Origin of the sequence: Mariniplasma anaerobium (assembly GCF_016865445.1) — a bacterium.
Classification (GTDB): domain Bacteria; phylum Bacillota_I; class Bacilli_A; order Acholeplasmatales; family Acholeplasmataceae; genus Mariniplasma; species Mariniplasma anaerobium.
This window is the reverse complement of sequence record NZ_AP024412.1, coordinates 584,201-609,060: the sequence shown is the minus strand read 5'-3', so window position 1 is coordinate 609,060 and position 24,860 is coordinate 584,201. Positions and strand designations below refer to the sequence as shown.

Here is a 24,860-nt window from a genome sequence, read left to right as displayed (position 1 = left end):
CAATTATGAAAATAAACGGATAGATGTGTTTTTCTACAAGAAAAAGACGTGTACACGATTGATGAAAATCAATATTGTACACGCCTTTTTCATTTAATTATATTTTTATTCGCCTAATCCGCCTTCTACAAACGCAACTAATTGTTCAACTGCTTCTTTTTCATCTGCGCCAGTAGCTTGAATTTCTATGATCATATCTTTTTTAATGCCTAATGATAAAACAAATACGATTGATTTAGCATTTGCAATTTTTTCTGGTTTATCAAGTCTAAATAATTTAATCGTTGATTCAAACTTTTTAGCTAAGTTAACAAAGTCTGAACCTGGTCTTGCGTGTAATCCTGATGGATTCGTAATTTGAATTTGTTTTTTATACATGATTAACTCCCTTTTTTTTATGTTCTTCTAGAACATATTTTTTTATATCTTTTTCTTGATGCATGTTTAATGCTTTATCTGCCATTGTTTTAAGTTCTTCTAGTGTATATTGACCAATCATTTGCTTGATTGGAGCAATCGATGCTTGATTCATACTTAATTTTTTAATACCCATACCTATTAATAATGGTGCACCAATTAAATCTCCACCAAGTTCACCACATACAGATAATGGTTTATTAGCTTTGTTAAAGTAATCAGCAGCCATTTTCATTGTTCTAAATATACTTGGTGCATAGTTTTGATAATATGATGCAATATCTGGATTCATTCTGTCAACTGCAGTTAAATATTGTGTTAAATCATTTGTGCCTATGCTAGCGAAATCTACGATTTGGCTAACAATATCAGAAATGATAATAAGTGCTGGTATTTCAATCATAACTCCAAATTTAACATCATCTTTATATGCAATATTTTTTTCATCTAATTCTTTTTTAACTTCATTAAAAATTTCTCTTAATCGTAAGATATCATCGACACTTCCAACCATTGGAAACATAACCCATAAATTTCCATATACAGAAGCTCTTAATGCAGCTCTTAATTGTGTTTTAAACATTTCCATGTGATCAAAACACAATCTAATGGCACGTTTGCCTAAAAATGGATTATCTTCCTTAGGAAGCTCCATATATTTTAAAGTCTTATCTCCACCTATATCAAGTGTTCTTAAAATAACAGGTTTTTTACCAAATTTAGTTAATGTCTTTTTGTATACACGAAATTGTTTTTCTTCACTAGGCATTGTATCTGATTCCATATACAAAAATTCAGTTCTAAATAGACCAACACCATCAACATAAGGTTCAAAAGATAACTCTTCTTCGCTTGCTGAACCAATATTTAAGCCTAATTCTACTTTAACACCATCTTTTGTTATTGAATCTTTATCAAGATATGCTTTAATCTTTTCTTTAGCTTCTAAAGCTTCTTTTTGTTTAACTTTATAAGTATTTAACAATTTTTCATCTGGATTAATAATGATTTGATTAGTTGTAGCATCTAAGATGATCATATCATCATGCTTGATGATTTGCATTGCTTGGCTAACACCTAAGATAGCTGGTATTTCATAGCTTTTCGCAATAATAGCTGTATGTGATGTCTTACCACCAACTTCAGTAACAATCCCTTTTACATGGAATCTATCAATAGTTGCGGTATCTGAAGGATATAAATCATTTGCGATGACTATGCTATCTTCTTCAAGAAGCGCTAAATTTGATTCTTTTACGCCATCTAAGATTCTAAGTAATCTTAATTTAACATCTTTTAAATCTGCAACTCTTTCTCTAATCAATTCATCTTCTACTTGTGATAGCATCTCGATAAACATATCATAAACCGTATCGATTGCATATCCACAATCATAATGCATATCTTTAATGTTAGAAGATATTTCATCATCAATTGCTACATCATCAACTATATCAAGATGAGCTCTAAAGATTTTAGCTTTTTCATCTTTTTGTGCCTCTAAAAAATCATATATTTTTTTAATTTCTTCCATTGCATTGGCTTTAACTTCTAGATATCTTTCAAACGTTTTTTTAGCATCTTCTGCTTCAATATAAGCTTCATCTACTTTTGATTCATAGCGTTTGTAAATATATGCTTTACCTATACCAATACCTAATGAGACATTTTGTCCTTTATCAAGTGTTTTCATTTTTAATCACACTTTCTATATTTTTTGATAAAAATTGATAAGCTCTTTCTATATTTTCTTTCCAATCATTATTATCTAAATACCAAAACTCTCCAACAAATAATCTAACACCTTGATCAATTAACTCAGTTAGACATGCTTGGTAATTTGTATGCCCTTGACCAAACATTAAATTTCTAAACAATCCCGGTCTTGTTTCTTTTAAATGTGCCGCAACTATAGACCCACGACCTAATCGCAAATCTTTTTGAACCAATTCGTGATTTGCATCAAACGCATTGGTAATATTTCCGATGTCTGGATATACTTTTAAATATGGACTATTGATTAACTCTACGTAGTGCATCGCTTTTTCTGTAGTATTCATAAAACTGGTTTCCATTGTTTCAAAAGCTAGAATCACGCCATATATTGCTGCATATTGGACTGATATTTTTAAATTAGCTAAAAATTTTAGTTTAGTTTCATCACTTGAAATATCATAAAAAGTATCATATCCTGCTATTTGAATATATCTAACACCTAATTTATGAGCTAAGATGATTGCTTTTCGCATCACTTCTAATGATTTATCTGATGCACTTTGATCCAGCGATCCGAGTGGAAATCTTCGATGTCCACTTAAGCAAATCGATTGAATGTAAACGCCTGTTTCATCCATATCTCTTTTCATCTCTTTAATTGTTTTCATATCATAATCTAGACGTTTTAATTTTTCATCACTTTCATCAATTGAAAGTTCAATAAAATCAAATCCACTATGTTTAGTAACTTCTAGTTTTTCTTTAAAAGAAAGTGTGTTTGGCATTGATTTTTCATAAAGACCTAATCGATATGCTTTCATTTCTTTTTACCTTGACCATAATAAGCATCTTTACCATGTTTACGTAAATAATGTTTATCTTTTAAATAACTTGGCATTTGTTTAACTTCAGGATTAATCGTTTCAGTTAAAACATTCATTTTTGCGACTTCTTCTAATACAGATGCGTGAAACACAGAATCTTTCGCATCTTTACCAAAAGTAAAAACACCATGACCTTCTAATAGAATCGCAGGATTTTCTAAAATTTTAGATCCCTTAAAATGATCAACGATAACAAGACCTGTATGTCTTTCATAATCTTCATCAATTTCTTCTTTAGTCAAAACTCTTAAACAACTCACATCACCATAAAAATAGTCAGCATGTGTTGTTCCAAGTGCTCTAATAGGCTTTCCTGCTTGTGCGTAAGCTGTTGCATGTGTTGAATGTACATGACAGATGCCATTGACTTCAGGAAATGCTTTATATACCTCTAAATGTGTTTTAGTATCACTAGATGGATTTAAACTACCTTCAATGATTTTTCCGTTTAAATCTAAAACAACCATATCATCTGCTTTCATATTGTCATATGAAACACCAGAAGGCTTAATCACAACATAACCAGTATCTAAGTCACGTTCTGATACATTACCCCAAGTGAATTTAACTAAATCATGTTTAGGTAAATACAAATTAGCTTCTAAAACTTTAATTTTAGTATCTTTTATCATAAATTTACTCCTTAATCTTTAGTGATGATATAAACTGCAGCCTGATGAATCGTATTATTTGAAGCCAAGATAATGTCTTGATTTTCTTGGTTTACAATCACTATATTAGCAGGTCCACACCCTTCGTCAATCATTGTTAAGTCATAATCATTTTTTTCTTTATTATAAGTCAAATAAAACAATTCTTTATTTAATCTTCTTATACCACATACAAATGCACTTTGACCTAGAATTGTTGTGCCTGCAATTGCATGCGCAAATTCTAATTCTCTATCTAAATGAAATGTTTCTTCATATTTTCCATCAACTTCATTATAAATATAAATATCTTTACCATGGAATGGTTCAATAGATAATATTTCTAATTTACCATCGTTATTAATATCAACTAATGCAACATCACTTACTTTTCGATCTATTAAATGAGAAATTTCCCATTCCCCTTTTTCATCTTTAGGTGCAACACACGCAAAGACACCTTCATCAGATGTTACATATCCACATTTTTGATCTTTATAAGTTGATTGATAATATCCATGATTATGTGTTAAATTTTCATAGATTACTTTTAATTGCATACCTTTAGATAAATCTTTAGGTAGAATGCCTACATAGATTTTACCTGGATCAGACCAGTCTTCACGATCAGTCTTTGATGTACAAAGGGTAGCACCTATAAAATGGATAACTCCATTAACTTCAATCAAATCAAAGCGATGAAGATAAGGTAGATCAATAAAATCATTTACTACAAACTCATCATTAACCATTTTCACATGAACAACTTTAGAAGTTTTCCCGTTAAATCCAGGAAAAAATTCTTGAACTGCTAAAAATTCACCATTTCTATTTGGGATTTCGACAATAGACATTGTGCCTCCAGCTTTTTCCCAAACAACTTTTTTCTCGCTAAAGTCTTTTCCACTATATGCATAACAACTTCCATCAATTGCTTCACTAGCTACAATTAAATACAATTTATTATCAATTGTTGTTGAACCAGTTGAATATGCACGATACATTTCATCTAAAACTATTTTTTTTATTTTCATTAGATTTTCCCCATCTCTATTAATTTATTTAACACGTATGCTATGCCATCATCATCATTTGACATTGTGATATAATCTGCGGCTTCTAAAGCTTTATCTGATGCGTTTTTTGGAGCAACACTAAAACCAGCCGCTTCCATCATGCCAATATCATTATCATAATCACCAAAAGCAATCACTTCATCTAATGATATATCACAAAACTCACAGACTTTTTTCAATGCTTCTTCTTTACTAACACCTTGACTTGATATATCAAGCAAGAGCTTTCCGGATTTTGTATATTTTAAAATCGTATTTGATTCAATAAACTGCATAAGTTTTTGCATGTTTACATCATTTTTTTCATTAATTAAAAGTTTTTCAATATGATGATATTCATCAAATTTTTCATTATAGTGTGCTAATTCCATAGCTTCATAACCTAATGCTTGTGAAATATTATTATAATTTAGAAATTTTTCTAAACGTTCACTACGATCAGGATAATAACTTACTTCTCTTTTTAAAATTAAACACTCAATATCATTTAACTTACAAAAATCAACAACCTTTTCGGCTTCACTTTGATCAATATATATTTCATGAATTCGCATGTGTTCATCTATTTTATCAATAGATGCCCCGTTTGCTGAAATGACATAATCAACAACACCAATTCGCTTAATATATGATTGAAGCATCGGATAGATTCTACCTGATGCAATCACAATTTTTAAGCCTTTATGTTTCGCTTTTATAAGTGTTTGTATATTCTCTTCAGATAAATCACCTTTAGAATTTAAAAGTGTGCCATCAAGATCAAATACAGCCATCTTTATATTATTAATACTTACTAACTCTTTTGTTTTATGCATACTCTGCCTCTTTTTTACATACTTAAAAAACCAATCTCCGTATAAAAAGTTTAACCATGGGCAAATGAATGCCCATGGTTATTATCTTTTATTACTTTTTATATTTTTCAACAAGACCTGCAGCGATAATTTTTTCAGTTGCTTCTTTTTCACCCATAACATTTCTTAGTCCAATAACAAGTGTGCCTCTATCGATTGCGTCTTTGAACATACTTAAGAAGTTAAGTGGACAGAAAACTACATCATACTTAGTTGCAGAACTCTTGCCTTCGGAGAGTGAACAATGATGGATATTTTGTACTGGGATATCTAATTTCTTAAATACCTTTAAAACATTCATCTTCATTAATAAACTAGATCCCGCGCCATTAGCGCATGCTACTAATACTGTCATAATTTCTACTCCTTTTTAAATATTATTTTAAAATTATGCTTGAATACCTTTGTTTAATTTATATTGTTCATAATCTTCAGTAACTAAGAAATAATTGTCTTTGTCTGAACGATATTGTAATTGTGGAATTAACACCATTAATATAACAATTATTGCAACACCACCATAGCTTAAATATTTCATTAATACTGTGAAGAATGGCCATACTGTTGCCCAGTCAAACATACCTAGGTAACCACCATAAGTAGCCATACCAACCCAGCTAGCAATAAATGCTGAACCGAATACTTGAACTAAACCTGCTATAAATGGGAATAACATAGCTGCTCTAACGCCACCTTTGTTATTAGCAAATACTGCGATTGTTGCATTATCAAAGAATACTGGAACGAATCCTGCGATAACTAATACAGGGCTCTTAAATATAATTAATGCGCCAATTGCTAAGAATTGTCCTAAAGCACCAAATAAGAAACCTAAAGTAACTGCGTTTGGAGAACCAAAACCATAAGAAACTGCACAGTCAACACCAGGTACAGCACCAGGTAATAATCTTGTAGAAATACCTACAAATGAATTAGATAATTCAGTAACAAATGTACGAACGCCTAATTGAAGAATTGAAAGATAAACGCCAAATCTTAATGCTGTAGTCATAATGTAGAAGAAGAATGAACTTGATTCAGTCATTTGACCTGCAGTAATTAGATAAGGTTTACCTAGCACTAATAGTATTATACCAAAGAAGAATGTCATTAGTATAGTAGTAGCAACTAAGTTTTCATTAAAGATTTGTAAGAATCCAGGGAATTTCATATCTTCAAGTCTCTTAGACTTGTTTTTACCTGTATTCATTTTTTCTGCTAAATAAGAAAACAATGCAAGACCAAACATTTGTTGATGGGCAATAGAGAAACCAGCACCATCTGTTAAATCCTGAGTAATTCTAACTGTAAGGTTTGTACCAACTGCCCAATAAAGTCCTAAGATTAGACCCATAAGTAATAAAATCATTGGATCATTAAGTGTTGGGAAAGCAAATAGAATTAACCAGAATGCTGTTGCAGCTTGTTGTAATTGTACGTGACCTGTTGTAAAGATCGCACGCATTTTAGTGTATTTCTTGAATGCAACTAATAAGATGTTAAAAATAAATGCAATTAATAATAGTAACATTACTGATGAGAATGTACGACCAAATACGTCCATTAAACCAGCTTGCACTGCATTTTGACCAAAATAAGGGTCAATAACCATAGCATCAAGATTAAAACGGTCTTTAAGTCCAACTAAAATCGGTCTAAAGTTACCAACTAATCCACCAGCACCAACTTGCAAGATCATGAAACCAGCTGTTGCTTTAATAAATCCAGCTAGAACATCATACCATGCTCTTCTTAAGAGAATATAACCGATAACAACCATTAACCCAATAAAATATTGAGGTTGTGTCAAAATGTTATTAGCGAAAAATTCCCAAATTGTTTCTAAAAACTGTAACATGTGTTTTTCTCCTTTTTATTTGTATTTTTCGGCAAGATATTTTAAATCTTCTACCGTTTTTACTGTAAGTAGTTCTTCTAATAATTCTTCATTTGTCAACATATCAAATAGTTCTTCCATATTTTCGACATGTTGATCCTTATTGACAGATGCTAATGTAAAAAATACTTTAGCGTCTTTTTCAGGATTTCCTGCTTCAAAGGAAACAGGTTCTTCTAATTTCATAAAACTAATTGCTGTATCATGAACACCTTTTGCGTTTTCTGTTGAATGTGGCATCGCAAAATTTGGAAGTAATACAATGTATGGTCCAAATTTAGTTACACATTCAATGATAAGTTCAGCATATGATGCTTCAACTGTTCCATCATTTTCTAATGGCTTACAGCTCATACGAATGGATTCTTCCCATGAATCAACTTTATCTAAAAATAAGTAATGATTCTTTTTAATAATCTTATCTAGTAACATAAACCCTCCTATAGTAATGATTTAAATGGAATGTTTTGTTCGTTTTCAAATGCATCTTCAAATCCACGTCTATGATGGAATTCACGTTTACCTAAATCGTTAGGGAATACATATTTTCCGCCAACTTCCCAAATAAATGGTTCGAATTTATATTGCAAGCGATATTTTCTCATATCATATAAAGCTAAGATTTCATTTGTATCTGCCATGAAGTTTGTCCAGATATCGTAATGAAGTGGAATAACAACTTTAGTATTTAATGCTTCAGCCATTCTAAGTAGATCAACTGATGTTTGTTTATCAGCTATACCAACTGGATTTTCTCCATAAGCTCCAAATGCAACATCAATCTTATGCTTTTTACCATGATCTCCAAAGCTAATTGAATAATGAGAGTCAGCAGCATCATAAATATTTCCACCACTAGTCTTAAATAAGTAATTCACTGCTTTTTCATCCATATTAGGAATAGTACCAGCTAAAGGTGCATAACTATCTTGTGTTACTAATACTGTTCTGTCAAATGAATCTAAAGCTAAGATTTCAACATCTTTTACTTTTACAGTGTCTCCAGGTTTAACAATAATACATCTTTCTTTTGGAACACCCCAACCAATCCATTTTTCAACAGATTCTTTTGGACCTATAAAAGGAATAGGTTCTTTAACATTCTTTAAGACTGCTGCTGCAAAGTTTATATCCATATGATCTGAGTGAATATGAGTTGCAACGACTGCATCTAATTGTTTAACTTCAAATGGATCAAGAACAAATGGTTGATTACGTCTATTTGGTTGAACTAATCTACCACCACTCATGTTTGCCATTTGATGACCTTTAACCATATATTTGTTACGGGTTGTTCTCTTCCCGTTTCCAAACCATAAATCTACTGCGATATTTGTGCTTTTTTCTGTTTTAATCCAAAAGCCCATACATCCAATCCACCATAATGCTACAGTATTAGGTTTAACGACTTCATCTTCAATCTCTTCGTTAAGCCAAGTACCCCACTCTGGAAAAGTAGCTCGTAGCCATGAGTCTTTCGTAATTTCATCAATTTTTGACATCCATATCAACTCCTTATATTGTTTTTATGATATTTTTCATTTTAATTATAACTTTATGTGTTCATAAAAACAATGAAACAATCATATTTATGAATATTTGTTGATTTTTTAATCACATAATGTCATTTTATGAACATTTGTCACTGTAAACGTTTACTTTTGAAAATTTATTTGTTATACTTGAATAAAATCAATCTAAAAATTGCGAGGTATGCTATGTTTACGTTAAGAAGATTAGTTTTAGGCGAAAAAATGCGCTTAATTATGATGTTTGTTTTTTTTGTAGTTTTTGTTATTATAGGAGTCCAGTTCATCAGTAGTCAAGATAGTTTAACCAATATCATTTTATCTATTGTATTCTTATCATTCTTTTCATTCTTCTTTTTATTATCTGAGGTCTTAAGATTTATCTACAGACAAGCAACAAGAGCACTTGTTGTTGACTGTGATCCTAAACTTGCTGAACAATATATTAAGAAAATTACAAAGCTTGATGTTATCAAAGGTTATAGAAATACTAATTTAGTATTTTATTCTTTGATGTATATGGATCAAGGTGATTTTAAAAAGCTAGATGAACATATAGAAAATCCTGTTTTTCAAACAAGTTCTTCTTTAAGACTTATATATAACTACAATAAGTTTTATATATCACTTCATGACAATAAATTTGAAGTTGCTACCAAATATTTTAGACTGATCACTGAAGCATATACAGTGAAGACAAAAAAAAGAAAAACTGCAAAAGCAGTTTACTCTTTCAATTTAATTGCTGCTGATTATTATATCTATAAGAAAAATCTAACAAAAGCTGAACAAAATCTAAAAGCAATTAATGAAGATCTCTTAAATCTAAGAGAAAAAACATATTATTATGTCAGTCAAGCTAAATTTAATCAATTAAAAGGAAATGAACAAAAAGAAATCACTTTCTTAACTCAAGCAAAGGATATATCTGAAAACTTATATCATGTTGCAAATTACGCTTAAAACGGGGTATCTAAATGAAAAGTAGTAGAGCAGATATTGAAAAAAGACGCGATAGAGTCTTAAAAATAATAGAATACAGAACAAATGTTACTGTAGATGAACTTTCAAGAAAACTAGAAACTTCTGCAATCACCATTAGACGAGATTTAGAATACTTTGAAAAAAAGAATTTAATCGAGAGATATCATGGTGGTGCATCAATTTCTAAAGTTAATTTTACAACAAATATATTTTCATCTTCTCTTACCGTAAACAAACATGCAATTGCTAAAGCTGCTTCTAGATTTGTTGAAGACGGAGATACTGTATTTATCAACACAAGTTCAACAGCATTATTAATGACTGAATATATAAAAGCACGACAAGTTACGATCATTACAAATAATGGTAAAGCTATATTTACTAAAAATAATGAAGGTCTATTTATCGTCTTAACAGGCGGAGAACTAAGAATGCCTAAAGAGTCACTCGTTGGTGATTTTGCGATCAATAATTTAAATCGAGTTAAGGCAACCAAATGTTTCTTAGGCTGTAGTGGTATCTCTAGCGATGGTGGATTTACAACTGCTGTTTTACAAGAAGTTGCAATCAATGAAATTATGTTAAAAAACACTACCGGATTAAAAGTAGTTCTAGCTGATACGAATAAAGTTGGTAAAACACATAGTTTCTTATCTGGATCAATTGAAGATCTTGATTATTTAATTACTGATACTGATGCTAATGATGATGAAATAGAGAAACTTAGAAAAACTGGATTAAAAGTTTTAAAAGTACCACTAGATTAAAATAAAAGATCTGCCCACCATAGTGGGGAGATCTTATTTTTTAAAATTGAGTTGAAATTCCAATAACAATTGCAACTATTCCTAATAATAATCCAATAATTCCGGTTACATATCCTATTTGTGAAAATATCTTCTTTTCTTTTTTATCTCTATTCACTAAATTCAACACAATCGATCCCAGTGCAATACCGATTAAATGAACAAAGAAAACGCCTAAATAATTCATCAAACTAAATACAATTGCTAATACACCAAGTAGCGTTTCTAGATTATAGTCTCTAGATTTTTTTGTTTCTGATGATTCTTCTGTTTCAAACATATCATCTTCAACAGGTTCACCACATGATGGGCAGAATTTTGCGTCATCATCCATTTCTCTACCACACATTTTACAATACATGTTTTAATCCTCCCAAGGGTTATTTATAGCTCTATTGTAGCATATTTAATCATAAATGCAAAAAAAAAATGGTGCCTTAAGCACCATTTCATTTATAATAATCAGTTTTAAATTTCAACTTCTTTTAACAACCCAATAAAGACATTTAAATGATACTCTTTTGCATAATCTAGTGCTGTTTTATTAAGTCTATCTTTCTTCATTGGAACTCTTCTTTCAATAAGCTTTCTAAGATTTGTATGATCTCTATTTAAAACTGCAATTGAAAGAGCTTGTTTTTCTTTTAAACGTTCATATTTTGGAGACATCATATAATCACTTAAATAATCTAGTATTTCTTTTTTATCATATATAAGTGCAGTATCAACAGGAGACTCATATCTTCTGTTTTTAATGTCTAGATATGCATCACTAGCAAGTAACAATCTAAGTGTTTCAACTGAACCAAATCTAACTGCATTAAATATTGGTGTTTCAAATTGATCATTTAAAGCATTTGGATTCAAATTTTGATTAAGTAATGCATCAATCATCATTACATTATTAGTTTTAGTTGCATGATGAAGAAGTGTATCTCCATATGTATCTTTTAAATAATAGTTTTGTTTGCTTTGTTTTAAGATATAATCTATAACTTCATGTTGTCCACCACCAATGGCATAATGGACTGGATATTTATCTTCACTAGTTGCTTTATTTAAGTATGCTCCAGATTGTACAAGTAATTTAATCATATCTAAGTTACCTTTAAATGCTGCTAAATGAATTGGAAGTTCACCAACTCTATTTTCAACATTAATATTTGCGAACTTAGAAATGAGCAATTTAGCAATTTGCACCTTACCTTTTCTAGCACAATCAAATATTGGTGTTTCACCGTGTTGATCTGTCATATTAACATTAATATCTAAACTTAAAAGATACTGTATAACATCAATTGCACTGCCTGTTACTGCATAATGAAGTAAGCTCTTTTTCTTTTCATCAACCATCTCTAAATGGGTCATATTTAATTTAACATAATCCAAATCATTTTGAGTCGCTTTTATGAAGACATTCATGGGAAAATCACCACCTTATATCCTTATTTTAACCTAAAATAAAAAAAAGTGTTAAGATTTTATGATAATCAGATTTGATAAGTAATACTCAAAATCATATAATATTCAAGGATTTGGCTTTAATGACTAGTTTTATAAAAATATAAAATTTTTCATTTTTTATGTCTTTATTCATAAGAAATACTTCTTTTGTCTTAATTCCTGCTTTATATATAAAAAAAATGCCTATCCATCCGATAGACATTTTTTATATTTTATTTAACTGCTTCTTTTAATAATTTACCTGCTCTAAATGCTGGTGATTTTTGTGCAGGAACAGTAATTAATTCACCTGTACGTGGGTTCTTACCAACTCTTTGTGCACGGTCTCTAACTTCAAATGTTCCAAAACCAGTAACAACGACTTTTTCGCCTCTTCTACCTAGTGTTTCAGATACTGTATCAGTGAAAGCTCTTAATACTCCCTCAGCAACTTTTTGAGTTACGTCAGCTCTGTTTGCAATAACTGCAATTAATTCAGTTTTATTCATTTAATTACCTCCTTCAAATTTACCTTTATTTTATCAAATTACTTGCACTTTTGCAAATATTTTTGAATATTTCGGTAGATTTATCGGCTTTATAAAGCATTTTCATCAAAAATCCTCTGATTTCAGGTCTCTACTCAATAATTTTTGCAATCCTTCTTTTACTGGTAGTCCATTGAAAATGATGTCAAAAGCAATGTTAATCATAGGTAAATCCACATGATATTTGATAGATAAGTCGTGCATTGCCTCTATTGTTCTAATACCTTCAATTGTCTGTTTTTGCTCAGCATATATCTGATCTAGCGATTGACCCAATCCAAGCTTCTTACCAGCTTGAAAATTTCTTGAATGCTCTGAAGATGCAGTAACAATTAGATCTCCTATGCCCGTTAGGCCAAAAGCAGTCTCTTTATTTCCACCCATAAGTTCTACAACTCTTACAATTTCAACGATACCTCTTGTAATAACTGCAGCTCTTGCGTTTTCTCCTAGACCCAAACCGGTACATGTACCAGAAATAACAGCAATTGCATTTTTGACTGCACCACCAACTTCAGATCCGATTAAATCATTAGATGTATATACTCTTAAATATTGTTCATTCGAAAATACATGCTGTATATCAATTGCTAATTCATTATTAGTGCTAGCTGCAACTAATAATGTTAAATGTCTTAATATAACTTCTTCTGCATGAGATGGACCTGTAAGTGCTACAAACCCAGCTAATTTTTCATGATCTATTTCTTCTTCTACGATTTCACTTACTCTTTTTAAACTATGAGGTTCAATTCCCTTAGAAACATTAATAAAAACAGAGGGTTTTGAGATCTTTTCGTTCATTTGTTTCAAAACACTTCTGATTGCTTTTGTTGGAACTGATAATATGTAATATGTTGAAAAGTTGATTGCTTCATCAAATGAATTTGTTGCAACCACTTCATCTGGTAGGATTGTATCAAAAAAAGGATGCTTTTTTTGATTAATTTTATCTATATTTTCTTGTTTAACGTCATAAATAAGAACTTGATGTCCATTATCAACTAGCACTTGTCCTAAAGTAGTACCCCAAGCGCCTCCTCCAATAATAGATATATGCATATTAAGCCTTCTTTCTTAAAATTAATTTTATAGGAGTCCCTGTAAAATCAATCGCTTCTCTAAGTTGGTTATGTAGATATCTTGTATAAGAAAAATGTACGAAATCTGGGTTATTTACAAACATGATAAATGTCGGTGGTTTAATCGCAACTTGAGTTGCGTAATTAAACTGAGCTTTACCATGATTGAATATTGGTGTTGGATTCATTGCAACTGCATCATGCATTAAATCATTTAAAACAGATGTTTGAATTTGTTTTTGGAAATTGTCATATGCATGATTAATTGCTGGAAAAATTGTTTGTATACGATTATTATCTTTAGCTGATACAAATACAATTTCTGCATAATCTAAAAACTTAAATTCTTCTTTAACCTTTTTTTCCATCTTTCTCATGGTCTTTTCATCTTTTAAAACAGCATCCCATTTATTAACAACGATCACAACTGCTTTATAGTACTCAGCAATATATCCAGCAACATGCTTGTCTTGCTCGATAATACCTTCCTCACCGTCTAGAACTAAAAGTGCAACATCACTTCTCTCCAATGCACTAAGAGCTCTTAAAACGCTATATTTATCTGTATTTTCGTAAACTTTTCCGCGTTTTTTTATACCTGCTGTATCAATAACTACGTATTCTTTACGATCTTTTTTAAATTGGGTATCGATTGCATCTCTAGTTGTCCCTGAAATTTCTGAAACGATCACTCGCTCTTCTCCTAGAATAACATTAGTTAATGATGATTTACCGACATTTGGTCTTCCGACAACGCAAAAACGGATGGCATCTTCGTCATACTCAATGTCATCTTCCTTCATGTAAGATACGATTCTATCTAATAAATCACCAATACCAATACCATGTTGTGCAGATGTAGCAATTGGCTCTGATAAACCTAGTGCATAGAATTCATAAATGTTGTTGACTTGATTGATATCATCTATTTTATTAACTGCTAGAATAACTGGTGTTTCTGATTTATAAAGTAATTTTGCAATATAATAATCACTATCAGATAATCCAACTTTCCCATCAACAACAAAAACAATCACATCAGCCTCATCCATCGCAACTTGCGCTTGAGCTTTGATTTGATTTAAAAAAGGAGCATCGCCGATGTCGATGCCGCCTGTATCTATTACTCTAAAGTTTTTTGTTAACCATTCCGCTTTGGCATAAATACGATCACGCGTTACACCAGGCATATCATCTGTTATCGATAGTCGTTCTCCAACTAAACGATTAAACAGACTTGATTTACCTACATTCGGACGGCCTACGATTGCTACTTTAAAAGGCATTATAAGACCTACTTTTTCTTTTTCTTGAAATCATCCGCAAATAAATCACCAATAGTGGTTGTTTCTGCTTCTTGACCTTCTTCTAAATATTGTTCATATGATGCACGTTCTGCTTTTTCTAAAACACGTCTAATTGATAATTTTAATTCCCATTGATCTCTTTTTGCTTCAACGATTAAAGCTTTCACTTCATCACCAATTGCAAAATAATCTTCTGGTTTACCAATTCTTTCGTTAGATAGTTCTGATACATGAATAAAACCTTTAGCACCTTGAACTTCTACTTCAAGACCATCTTTAGTAACACTTGTTACAACTGCTTGTACAACATCACCACGTTTTTTCGTGAAATTTTTCCAAGGGTTATCTTCTAATGATTTTTTAGATAATGCAATACGTTCTTTTTTAGGATCCATTTGTACGATTGCAAGTGTAATTTCATCACCAATTTTTACAAAACTTTCAAAATTATCATTTGGATTCCAAGAAAATTCGTTTTTATGTAATAATCCACGAACATCTTTACTAACTTCTACGATAATACCGAATGGAAGTTTTTGAAAAACTGTACCGGTAACTGAATCTCCAACTTTATGTTCTTGATAGAATTTTTCATAAGGTGTATCTTCTAGAGCTTTCATAGATAAATCTAGACGATTTCCTTCTTTTTTAATAACTTTAACTTCTACTTCTTGATTTAATTCTAAAACATCTTCGATTTTTTCAATACGATGATGACTAACTTGAGAGATGCGTAATAAACCAACAACATGTTCAAAGCGAACTGTTGCAGCATGTTTTTCAATTTTGTCAACGATACCTTTGATCACATCACCAGTATTAATGGTTTCTAATTCTGATTGACGATCTTTTAAGCGTAATTCGTAAGCTTCTTGTCTTTCTCTTTCGAATACAATCTTTCTAGATCCTACAATACGTTTAGATCTTCCTTTTCTAGTTGCCTCAATAATTTGAATTTCTAAAGTCTTTCCTTGAAGGGCTTCTTTATCTTTTAGTAGATCATAGTCTAATAAACTATAAGGAAGAAATACTTCATTACTTAAGTAATTCAAAATTAAACCTTTATCTAATATTTTTCTTACCTTAGCCTTTACAGTTTCACCTGATTCAGCTAAAGCAGCAATTTGATCAAATTTTTCTTCAATTAAAAGAGGTAGTCTAGATAAGAGAATTTGTGATGGTTCATCAGTGATTTTTTGAACTTTCGCTTTAATTTTTTGTCCATCTTTGATTAAACCAATGAATGTATCTGGTGCTGGTTTATCGTAATTGTCTAGATGTATTTTTCCTTCAGTAGTATATTGTACATCTAAATAAATTGTATTGTGTTCAATTTTTACGACAGTACCTTCTACAATTTGGCCTACCTTTAGCATATTAAACTCCATGTTTATTCTCCTTTTTGTCGGTTAATTCTATTATTTTTTCAACCACTTCATCAATGGTTAAGTAAGTTGTGTCCATGATGATTGCATCATCAGCTTTTCTTAAAGGTGATTCTTTTCGAGTTGAATCTTTTTGATCTCGAACCACAATATCTTCAATAACTTTTGATATGTGTTGATCTTTACCTTTTTTTATATTTTCTTTATATCTTCTTTTTGCACGTTCTTCAACGTTTGCAGTTAAAAAGACTTTTACATTTGCATCAGGTAATACGACTGTACCGATATCTCTACCGTCCATAACAATATTGCCATAATTTGCAGCTTGTTTTTGAAGATCTACAAGTTTTCTTCTTACATATGGGAAACTTGAAACTAGTGACACATTATTTGTTACGCCTTCAGAACGAATCGCCTGAGTAACGTCTCTATCGTCAATAAATATGCGGTCAAAATCGTAATGGATATTAGTGGTCTCTAAAAAACGATAAGAAGATTCATCATTTAAATCGACCTTAAGTTCTAGAGCTTTTAATGTTACAGCCCGATACATCGCACCAGTGTCGATGTGTGTCCAATTTAATTTTTTAGCGATAAGTGCACTTATTGTGCTTTTGCCTGATCCTGCCGGTCCATCGATAGCCAATTTAAATCCAGACATATACTTCCTCCATACATATTTAATTATAACACATTTTTAAGGCATTGGATAGCGTTTTTGCTATCTTTTTGCGATACTATGCGCATGTAATAGCTTGATTTCATGAATCTTTAATGGTCTATACTTGCCGCGTTCTACTCCATCAAGTGTTAAAAAATCATAACGAACACGTGTAAGATTTTTTACTTTAAAGCCAATAGCTTCAATCATTTTTCTTACTTGCTTGTTTTTACCTTCAATTAAAGTGATAGAAATCAGTGTTGATTGATGCTCTTTATTAAGCTCAATGAGTCTTACTGCTTTTGGTTTAGCAAAATAATCCATATCTATGGTAACACCATTTCTAAGTTCAACGATTTTTTTTCTAACCAAAATACCAGTAACTCTAACTAAATATTCTTTTTCAATATGATACGTTGGATGTGTTAGATGTTGTGTGAAATCTCCATCATTTGTAATCAATAACAACCCTGCTGTATCATAGTCTAGACGACCTACAGGATATAGACGAACATCTTTATGTTCCTCCATTAACAAGTCCATAACGGTACGTCTGTTCTTTTCATCTGAAGCCGTTGATAAATAACCTGTTGGTTTATTTAACAAAAAATAAAGATGTTCAGCCAATTTTATTGGTTTGCCATCTACTTCTATCAAGTCTGATTTATTTACTTTGAAACCAAGTTCTTTAATCACTTGGCCATTGACTTTAACTCTGCCTTTTACAATGTATTCTTCAGATTTTCTTCTAGAAGCAACATTAGCTTGCGCGAGTATTTTTTGTAATCTTTCCAACATTTATCACCTGTTATATTATAGCATAGAATGACTTCAATAATGAAATGATTTTTATATTTTCTTTATGAGTCTTCTTTTAAAGAAATAAAAAAAGAAAAGTTAATAACTGATTTTGTTATTAACCACTTTTTTCATATTATTAATTTTGTATCTATTGATCAAATATAGTTTTATTTATCTCTAGAATAATATGATCCATCTTGAGTTGAAACGATTATTTTTTCGCCTTCTTCAATGAACATCGGTACTTTAACTAATAATCCTGTTTGCATAATCGCATCTTTTGAAGCATTTGTTTTTGTATCACCTTTAACGCCAGGTACTGTTTCTACTATTGTAAGTACAACTTTATCAGGTAGAGATACACCTAATATTTCTTTACTGTCATAAAAGTTTACGTCAACATTCATACCTTCGTAAATGAATTTTAATTCATTTTCAATTTGAGCTTCTGGAATTTCTATTTGCTCATAAGTTTCAGTGTTCATAAATACATGCATATCTCCATTTGCGTAGATATATTGCATTTGAACACGATCAATTTGAGCTTTATCCATTTTAACGCCTGCGTTAAATGTGTTATCTATAACTGCACCACTTCTTAAATTTCTTAATTTAGTTCTTACAAAAGCACTACCTTTTCCTGGTTTTACATGCATGAATTCTATGATTTGATATATATTGCCATCATATAATATTGTTAATCCTGTTTTAAAATCACTTGTACTAATCATGGTAAGTCTCCTCTTTAATAACGGTTTTTTTGCCGTTTATATTATACATGAAAAATATTATTAAGACAACACTAAATTTTCGATAAATTTAATGGCTTCAATATAACTATCAATTTTCTTGCCCATAAAGCGTTCATGACAAACATCTTTGATGTAATCAGTCTTTCTAAAATCTTCTCTTTGATCGATATTTGATAAATGAACTTCCACCTTTGGTATGCTAATAAGTTCTAATGCATCACGAATTGCTATTGATGTATGCGTGTATGCACCAGGGTTGATTAATAGTGCATCATAATTCTCTTCTTCTGCATGTTGAATCACATCAATGAGTTCACCTTCATGATTGCTTTGAAAAAAAGAAAATTCATGATTTTCAAAGTAATCACTAACTTCACCATAAAGATCATCTAAGCTAAAAGTACCATAAAGTTTTTCATCTCTTTTGCCAAGCATATTAAGATTTGGTCCATGTATGACTAAAATGTTCATTTGTATTCCTCATTTTTTAAATAATTTTCAATGACTTTAACAGTTTGATCAATATCATAATTATTATTGATGATTGCATCTGCAAAATCTTGGTATTTCAAAAAGCGATCATCGTAAAGTTGCTCTAGAGTTGTTTGCTTTAATAAAGGTCTTTGATAATCTGATTCTAGTCTTTTTTTAATCACAGTGATATCAGTATCAAGATATAGTTTTAGCCCTTTCATAAGCTCTTTATTATTTTTAACTGTTACAACACCACCGCCACAAGAAATAATAGCTTGATCACAATTGATTTCTTTTAAAGCATTGGTTTCAAGTTCTCTAAATTTCTTTTCGCCATATTTTTCAAATATCTCTTCAATAAACATCAGTGAATCTTTTTCAATCATAGCATCTAAATCTATATATGTGTAATTTAGATTTTTCGCTAATTGCTTAGCTATAGTTGTTTTACCCGATCCAGGCATTCCAATAATATATATATTCATAAGTTATTCTCCTAAGTTTTTAAAAAATTATCAATTAAGATTTTTGCTTGATCGATAACTGTAGGGCTTAAAGCATCAATCATATGCACTTGCATTTGATTTTTAAACCAAGTTTTTTGTTTTTTAGCAAGTTGTCTGCTTTTTTTAACAATTTCTTTTTTCATATCTTCATATGACATTTGATTATCTAAATATTGATCAATTTGCTTATATCCAATGGCATTGATATGTATATCATCTTTTCTTAAATCTTCTACTTCTTTAATAAACCCGTCTTTTAATTGTTGATCAAGTCTAGTGTATAATCTATCTTCTAAGATGTCTCTATCTAAATCAAGATAAACAATTAAAGCATCATATAACAATTGATCTTTATTAGTTTTTTTAGATCTTAAAGATCCTTGTGTGGCTTGTTCTAAAGCACGAAGCACACGTCTTCTATTAAATTGATCAATTTTTATATGTGGATCTAATTTTAAAAGTTCTTGATATAATGCTTCATCAGATAAATGAATATGATTTTTTTCAAAATCATCATCTTTTTTCTCATCAATAAATTCATAATCATATAAGGCAGCTTTAATATATAATCCAGTTCCACCAACAATCATCGGCAAATCAATCTCATCGATTTTTTGTCTAACATCTGTTTGGAAATTATAGACAGTATACGCATCTTTAGGGTCTCTGATATCAAATAGATGATGTTTAACACCTTTTTTATCTTCATCTTTAATTTTAGCTGATCCAATATTTAATCGTTTATAAACTTGTACAGAATCACCATTAATAATTTGAAAACCATAAAGTTTTGCTAAAGCGATAGATAATCCTGTTTTACCAGATCCAGTAGGTCCAACAATTGCAACAATCTTTTTCATTATATAACCCTCTTAAACATGCGCTCAACATCATAATGTGTTAATTTAATGATTGTTGGTCTGCCATGAGGACAATAATAAGGATTTTTGCATAATCGTAAATCAGACATTAATATATCAACTTCTTGTTTGTTTATATGATGATTAGCTTTAATAGATCCCTTACATGAGATATCTTTTGCAAGATGATCTCTTAATATTTTTAAATCTATCGTTTCTTTTTCTGATAATTGTGAAATTATTTCTTCAATCGCTTTATCAATTTCTTGTTCTCTAAGCCAAGTAGGAAGCCCTATGATTTGGTTATCTTTAATGATAAATTGATATCTTTTAAATTGATCAATATATTGATTGATAACTTCTAAGTCAGATGATGTTACATTTAAGTCATGAGGAATTAAGAGTTGTCTAATTTGTGAGTTTGGATTTCCTAATCTCTCAAAATAATGTTCATATCTAATACGTTCTTGTGCTGCATGTTGATCAACTAAAAACAATCCTTCGTGATTTTGAAATAAAAGATAAGTTCCCGCAAATATACCTATATAATCAAATGATGGTATTTTAGCTTCTTTATTGTCGTAATCTTTATGTTCGTCTTCTTCTTTTACATCTTCAAAATCTAAGTGAAACACTTCATACGTTTCTTGAGGTACTTTTTTTATCTCTTGATATCGATCAGAGATTGTATGTGTTTTTTTCTCTAATGCTTCTCTTATGAAATGTTCTATTTGGAAAGCTAATATTAATTCATTAACAAATTTAACTTCGTATTTTTGCGGATGTACATTTACATCTAATAATTGTGGATCCATAGATAGATGGATTAATGCAATCGGATATTTATTAGTCATTAAAAAACTATGATATCCATCCACAACAGCTTGAATGAGTTTATAGTTCTTAATATATCTGTGATTTACAAATATAGATATATCTTTTTTTCTAGATCTAGTTATTTTAGGACTAACTAAATATCCTTTAATCTCTATATTTTGAAATTTTTGATCAAACTTGATCATATCATTTGTTATTTTAGAACCATATATTTGATCAATAAGTTGGAAAAAGTCATCTTTACCATATGTTTGTTTAACTAATTTTTCATCCATAAAAAGTTTAAATCTTACTTTTGGATTAGCAAGTGCTAAGCGATCAAAAATATCGATGATCGCATATCTTTCAGCTTGTTCTGACTTGATATATTTAAATCTTGCAGGTGTATTGTAAAACAAATCTTCAACAGTAATGATTGTCCCTGTATTTAAACTTGTTTGGTTATCTTTAATAAAATGTCCACCATGATAAATAACCTCTATGGCTTTACTATCTTCCATTTTAGTTTTTAATGAGACTTTTGAAACAGCTGCTATTGCCGCTAATGCTTCACCTCTAAAACCTAAAGTATATATATGATTTAAGTCTTTTTCAGATGCTATTTTAGATGTTGCATGGCGTTCAAACGCAAGATGAGCATCAGAAAAATCCATACCTGATCCGTTATCAGATACAATAATTTTTTTCATGCCAACTTCGTAGATTTCTACAATGATTTCTTTAGCTTGGGCATCTATTGCATTTTCAATAAGTTCTTTGACAATTGAACTTGGTCGATCAACAACTTCTCCAGCTGCGATCATATTGGCAAGTCTATTGTCCATTTGTTTAATGACAGACATTTAAATTCCTACTTTTTTATAATATTTTGTAAATGCTTAATCAGTAATAATGCATCAATAGGTGTCATTTGATCTGTATCTATTTTTGCTAATTCTTCTAGGACTTCTACATCTTTAGCATCAATGATATTTTGATTTTCTTCTTCAAAAGCTTCATAATTAAACAAATCTAGAGAAACTTTATTTTCTTTATCTTCAAGTTTTTCTAAAATACGTTTACTTCTTGTGATTAATGACTTTGGAAGATGTGCTAGAGAAGCAACTTGAATCCCATATGATTTATCAGTAGTTCCTTTTTCAACATGATGTAGAAAAACCATTTTATCGTTTTCTTCTTTAGCTTTAACACATAAATTTGTTAGACGAGATAGCGTATGTTCTAATACGGTAAGTTCATGATAATGTGTTGAAAATAAAGTTTGAGCTCCTATTTTTTCATGAATATATTCAATCATACCTTGAGCAAGTGCCATACCATCATAGGTTGCAGTTCCTCTACCAATTTCATCAAATAAAATTAAAGAATCTTTAGTAGCGTTAGTTAACGCATCATTTGATTCAACCATTTCAACCATAAAGGTCGATTTACCACCAGATAAGTCATCACTTGAACCTATGCGTGTATAAAGTGCATCATATAGTGGCATATCTGCTTTTGCAGCAGGTACAAAACAACCTATTTGTGCCATATATACAATAATCGCAAACATTCTCATATAAGTTGATTTACCACTCATATTAGGTCCTGTAATTAAAAAGATTTCACCTTGATCCATAACAACATCATTTTTAATGAATGTTGTGAATTTTTCAACAACTGGATGTCTTCCTTCTTTAATATCTACAAGTCGGCTGTCATGAAGATGTGGTCTAATAAACTGATATTTTTCACTGATAATCGCAAGATTTAAAAATACATCAATCATCGCGATTTGTGTTGATAAAAGTTGAAGATCATGTGTATATTTTTCTACATAAATTCTAATTTCTTTAAATAATTCATACTCTAAAGAAATAGCTCTTTCTTTAGCATTTAAAATTTGGTCTTCTTTTTCTTTTAATACTGGTGAAATATATCTTTCACTATTGGTTAAAGTTTGTTTTCTTTCATAACCAAATTCATCTTTAACAAATTGAGTGTTTCCTTTAGATATTTCTATGTAATAACCAAAAACTCGGTTATATCCAACTCTAAGATTTTTTATGCCTGTTTTTTCACGTTCGCTTGATTCAAATTCATTAAGCCATGATTGCCCTTTATCATTAGTGTATCGCAGATCATCAAGTTGTTCATTAAATCCATCTTTGATGATACCTCCATCTTTAACTGTAATCGGAGGGTTTTCATGAATTGCTTTTTCTAAATACTCTCTTAAATCCTTATGATCTTTCATGTCTTTAGCTAATGTTTGAATTTTAGGATGATCATATAGTTTAAGTGTATCTATGATGAAAGGAATATGATTTAGCGTTTCTTTTAATTGAAATAAATCTCTAGCATTTACAGATTGAAATGAAATTCTACCAACAATTCTATTTATATCATAGATATATTTTAAATGCTCAAGCATATCTTCTCTAGGTTTATATGGGAAAAATGCTTCGATATAATCATAGCGTTCATTAAGTGCTTTTTTATCGTTTAAAGGTTGATTTAAATATGCTTTTAATAAACGAGAGCCCATTGCAGTTTGACAATGGTTAATCCAATATTCTAATGTTGTTTTTGAACTATTGGTTAAAGATTCCATAATCTCTAAATGTTTTTTCACTCTATAGTCAACATGCATATGACCAACTTTTAAAATGTGAGTAAATGGCATTAAATGATTTAGAGTTTGCATTTGAGTTTTACTTAAATAGTTAAGTAAATGTGAAGCAGCTCTTTTTTGTTCACGTTCTAAATGATTCATATATGAATACTCATGGATTGTATAATCATCTGCATGAGAAACTAAAAGATCATTTTGTTTCAATTCATTTATAAACTCTTTATCAAAATGCGTTGGACAAACAACTTCTTTAATATCTAAGCTTAAAATTAAATCTAGAGCTTCTTTTTTCACTAAATTATCTGTGATAAAACTTTCTCCAGTAGAAATATCAATATAAGTTGTTGCATATCCTTTTTCAGTTAAAATAACACTTGCGATAAAATTATTTTTATTCTGATCTAAAATACCATCTTCAAAAACAGTTCCAGGTGTGATCAGTCTAATGACTTCTCTTTTAACTAATCCTTTACCTGCTTCAGTAATTTGCTCAGCAATTGCAATCTTAAATCCTTTTTCAATAAGTTTTTGAATATAAGGTTTCACTGCATGATGAGGTATACCACACATCGGTACTTTTGCCCCTGCATCTCTTGAAGTTAAAGCAATTTCTAAAACTTTAGATGCTAAAATCGCATCATCAAAAAACATTTCATAGAAATCCCCTAGTCTAAAAAAGACTATCGCATCAGCGTAGTCTTCTTTAATTTCAAGATATTGTTGCATCATTGGGGTATAGTTGTTGTTATCCATAGGTGCCCCCTATTTTTTTATTTT

26 protein-coding genes are annotated in these 24,860 nt (G+C 30.4%); 2 read left to right on the top strand and 24 right to left on the bottom strand.

The features are described from left to right. Window positions 1-105: 105 nt before the first annotated feature. The 10 genes from MPAN_RS02975 to ulaG all read right to left on the bottom strand — a co-directional run bounded on the left by MPAN_RS02975 (window position 106) and on the right by ulaG (window position 8,996). Entirely contained in the window at window positions 106-378 is a 273-nt protein-coding gene (locus MPAN_RS02975) for an HPr family phosphocarrier protein (RefSeq protein WP_176238531.1), read from the bottom strand. Then, window positions 371-2,110, bottom strand: a complete 1,740-nt coding sequence (gene ptsP, locus MPAN_RS02970; RefSeq protein ID WP_176238530.1) for a phosphoenolpyruvate--protein phosphotransferase — start codon at window positions 2,108-2,110, stop codon at window positions 371-373. Before ptsP ends, MPAN_RS02975 begins: the two co-directional genes overlap by 8 nt. Continuing rightward, window positions 2,097-2,954: an L-ribulose-5-phosphate 3-epimerase gene (locus MPAN_RS02965; protein ID WP_176238529.1), complete on the bottom strand. Its 858-nt coding sequence runs from the start codon at window positions 2,952-2,954 to the stop codon at window positions 2,097-2,099. The genes ptsP and MPAN_RS02965 overlap by 14 nt, the downstream gene beginning before the upstream one ends. After that, entirely contained in the window at window positions 2,951-3,649 is a 699-nt protein-coding gene (araD, locus tag MPAN_RS02960) for an L-ribulose-5-phosphate 4-epimerase AraD (protein WP_267910372.1), read from the bottom strand. Before araD ends, MPAN_RS02965 begins: the two co-directional genes overlap by 4 nt. Window positions 3,650-3,660: 11 nt before the next feature. Then, a complete protein-coding gene (locus MPAN_RS02955; RefSeq protein WP_176238528.1) occupies window positions 3,661-4,701 on the bottom strand; it encodes a hypothetical protein in 1,041 nt (346 codons plus the stop codon). Next, window positions 4,701-5,558, bottom strand: coding sequence for an HAD family hydrolase (locus tag MPAN_RS02950; RefSeq protein ID WP_176238527.1), 858 nt, complete (start codon window positions 5,556-5,558; stop codon window positions 4,701-4,703). Before MPAN_RS02950 ends, MPAN_RS02955 begins: the two co-directional genes overlap by 1 nt. A gap of 91 nt (window positions 5,559-5,649) precedes the next feature. Next, a complete protein-coding gene (locus MPAN_RS02945) occupies window positions 5,650-5,952 on the bottom strand; it encodes a PTS sugar transporter subunit IIB (RefSeq protein ID WP_176238526.1) in 303 nt (100 codons plus the stop codon). Between the two features lie 33 nt (window positions 5,953-5,985). Continuing rightward, window positions 5,986-7,455 (bottom strand): PTS ascorbate transporter subunit IIC, encoded by a 1,470-nt coding sequence (locus MPAN_RS02940; protein WP_176238525.1) that lies wholly within the window; start codon window positions 7,453-7,455, stop codon window positions 5,986-5,988. Window positions 7,456-7,470: 15 nt separating this feature from the next. Continuing rightward, window positions 7,471-7,926: a PTS sugar transporter subunit IIA gene (locus MPAN_RS02935; protein ID WP_176238524.1), complete on the bottom strand. Its 456-nt coding sequence runs from the start codon at window positions 7,924-7,926 to the stop codon at window positions 7,471-7,473. 8 nt (window positions 7,927-7,934) lie between these two features. Further along, on the bottom strand, window positions 7,935-8,996 hold the full coding sequence (ulaG, locus tag MPAN_RS02930; protein WP_176238523.1) for an L-ascorbate 6-phosphate lactonase: 1,062 nt from the start codon (window positions 8,994-8,996) through the stop codon (window positions 7,935-7,937). Between the two features lie 216 nt (window positions 8,997-9,212). Between ulaG and MPAN_RS02925 the strand changes: the two genes are divergently transcribed. After that, entirely contained in the window at window positions 9,213-9,986 is a 774-nt protein-coding gene (locus MPAN_RS02925; RefSeq protein WP_176238522.1) for a hypothetical protein, read from the top strand. 14 nt (window positions 9,987-10,000) lie between these two features. Beyond that, window positions 10,001-10,774, top strand: a complete 774-nt coding sequence (locus tag MPAN_RS02920) for a DeoR/GlpR family DNA-binding transcription regulator (RefSeq protein WP_176238521.1) — start codon at window positions 10,001-10,003, stop codon at window positions 10,772-10,774. A 40-nt stretch (window positions 10,775-10,814) separates the two neighbouring features. Here the strand turns inward: MPAN_RS02920 and MPAN_RS02915 are convergent, their stop codons facing one another. The 14 genes from MPAN_RS02915 to mutS all read right to left on the bottom strand — a co-directional run bounded on the left by MPAN_RS02915 (window position 10,815) and on the right by mutS (window position 24,836). Further along, window positions 10,815-11,174 carry a DUF4190 domain-containing protein gene (locus MPAN_RS02915; RefSeq protein ID WP_176238520.1) on the bottom strand — a complete coding sequence of 120 codons (360 nt, stop codon included), beginning with the start codon at window positions 11,172-11,174 and terminating at the stop codon, window positions 10,815-10,817. Between the two features lie 107 nt (window positions 11,175-11,281). Further along, window positions 11,282-12,235, bottom strand: a complete 954-nt coding sequence (locus MPAN_RS02910; protein WP_176238519.1) for an ankyrin repeat domain-containing protein — start codon at window positions 12,233-12,235, stop codon at window positions 11,282-11,284. 254 nt (window positions 12,236-12,489) lie between these two features. Beyond that, the gene (locus MPAN_RS02905; protein WP_176238518.1) at window positions 12,490-12,765 is read right to left on the bottom strand and encodes an HU family DNA-binding protein; all 276 of its coding nucleotides are present in this window, start codon (window positions 12,763-12,765) and stop codon (window positions 12,490-12,492) included. A gap of 105 nt (window positions 12,766-12,870) precedes the next feature. Continuing rightward, on the bottom strand, window positions 12,871-13,866 hold the full coding sequence (locus tag MPAN_RS02900) for an NAD(P)H-dependent glycerol-3-phosphate dehydrogenase (protein ID WP_176238517.1): 996 nt from the start codon (window positions 13,864-13,866) through the stop codon (window positions 12,871-12,873). Between the two features lies 1 nt (window position 13,867). After that, window positions 13,868-15,172 carry a ribosome biogenesis GTPase Der gene (gene der, locus MPAN_RS02895; RefSeq protein ID WP_176238516.1) on the bottom strand — a complete coding sequence of 435 codons (1,305 nt, stop codon included), beginning with the start codon at window positions 15,170-15,172 and terminating at the stop codon, window positions 13,868-13,870. An 8-nt stretch (window positions 15,173-15,180) separates the two neighbouring features. Next, window positions 15,181-16,581, bottom strand: coding sequence for a S1 RNA-binding domain-containing protein (locus MPAN_RS02890; protein ID WP_176238515.1), 1,401 nt, complete (start codon window positions 16,579-16,581; stop codon window positions 15,181-15,183). Next, on the bottom strand, window positions 16,571-17,239 hold the full coding sequence (gene cmk, locus MPAN_RS02885) for a (d)CMP kinase (protein WP_176238514.1): 669 nt from the start codon (window positions 17,237-17,239) through the stop codon (window positions 16,571-16,573). Before cmk ends, MPAN_RS02890 begins: the two co-directional genes overlap by 11 nt. 60 nt (window positions 17,240-17,299) lie before the next feature. Then, complete coding sequence (locus tag MPAN_RS02880) at window positions 17,300-18,034, bottom strand: pseudouridine synthase (RefSeq protein WP_176238513.1); 735 nt, start codon at window positions 18,032-18,034, stop codon at window positions 17,300-17,302. A 173-nt stretch (window positions 18,035-18,207) separates the two neighbouring features. Continuing rightward, window positions 18,208-18,771, bottom strand: coding sequence for an elongation factor P (gene efp, locus MPAN_RS02875; RefSeq protein WP_176238512.1), 564 nt, complete (start codon window positions 18,769-18,771; stop codon window positions 18,208-18,210). 60 nt (window positions 18,772-18,831) lie between these two features. Next, window positions 18,832-19,263 (bottom strand): type II 3-dehydroquinate dehydratase, encoded by a 432-nt coding sequence (locus MPAN_RS02870; protein WP_176238511.1) that lies wholly within the window; start codon window positions 19,261-19,263, stop codon window positions 18,832-18,834. Next, complete coding sequence (locus MPAN_RS02865) at window positions 19,260-19,751, bottom strand: shikimate kinase (RefSeq protein ID WP_176238510.1); 492 nt, start codon at window positions 19,749-19,751, stop codon at window positions 19,260-19,262. The genes MPAN_RS02870 and MPAN_RS02865 overlap by 4 nt, the downstream gene beginning before the upstream one ends. Before the next feature lie 11 nt (window positions 19,752-19,762). After that, entirely contained in the window at window positions 19,763-20,632 is an 870-nt protein-coding gene (gene miaA / locus MPAN_RS02860) for a tRNA (adenosine(37)-N6)-dimethylallyltransferase MiaA (protein ID WP_176238509.1), read from the bottom strand. Continuing rightward, window positions 20,632-22,311: a DNA mismatch repair endonuclease MutL gene (gene mutL, locus MPAN_RS02855; RefSeq protein WP_176238508.1), complete on the bottom strand. Its 1,680-nt coding sequence runs from the start codon at window positions 22,309-22,311 to the stop codon at window positions 20,632-20,634. Before mutL ends, miaA begins: the two co-directional genes overlap by 1 nt. An 8-nt stretch (window positions 22,312-22,319) precedes the next feature. Next, on the bottom strand, window positions 22,320-24,836 hold the full coding sequence (gene mutS, locus MPAN_RS02850) for a DNA mismatch repair protein MutS (RefSeq protein WP_176238507.1): 2,517 nt from the start codon (window positions 24,834-24,836) through the stop codon (window positions 22,320-22,322). Window positions 24,837-24,860 lie beyond the last annotated feature (24 nt).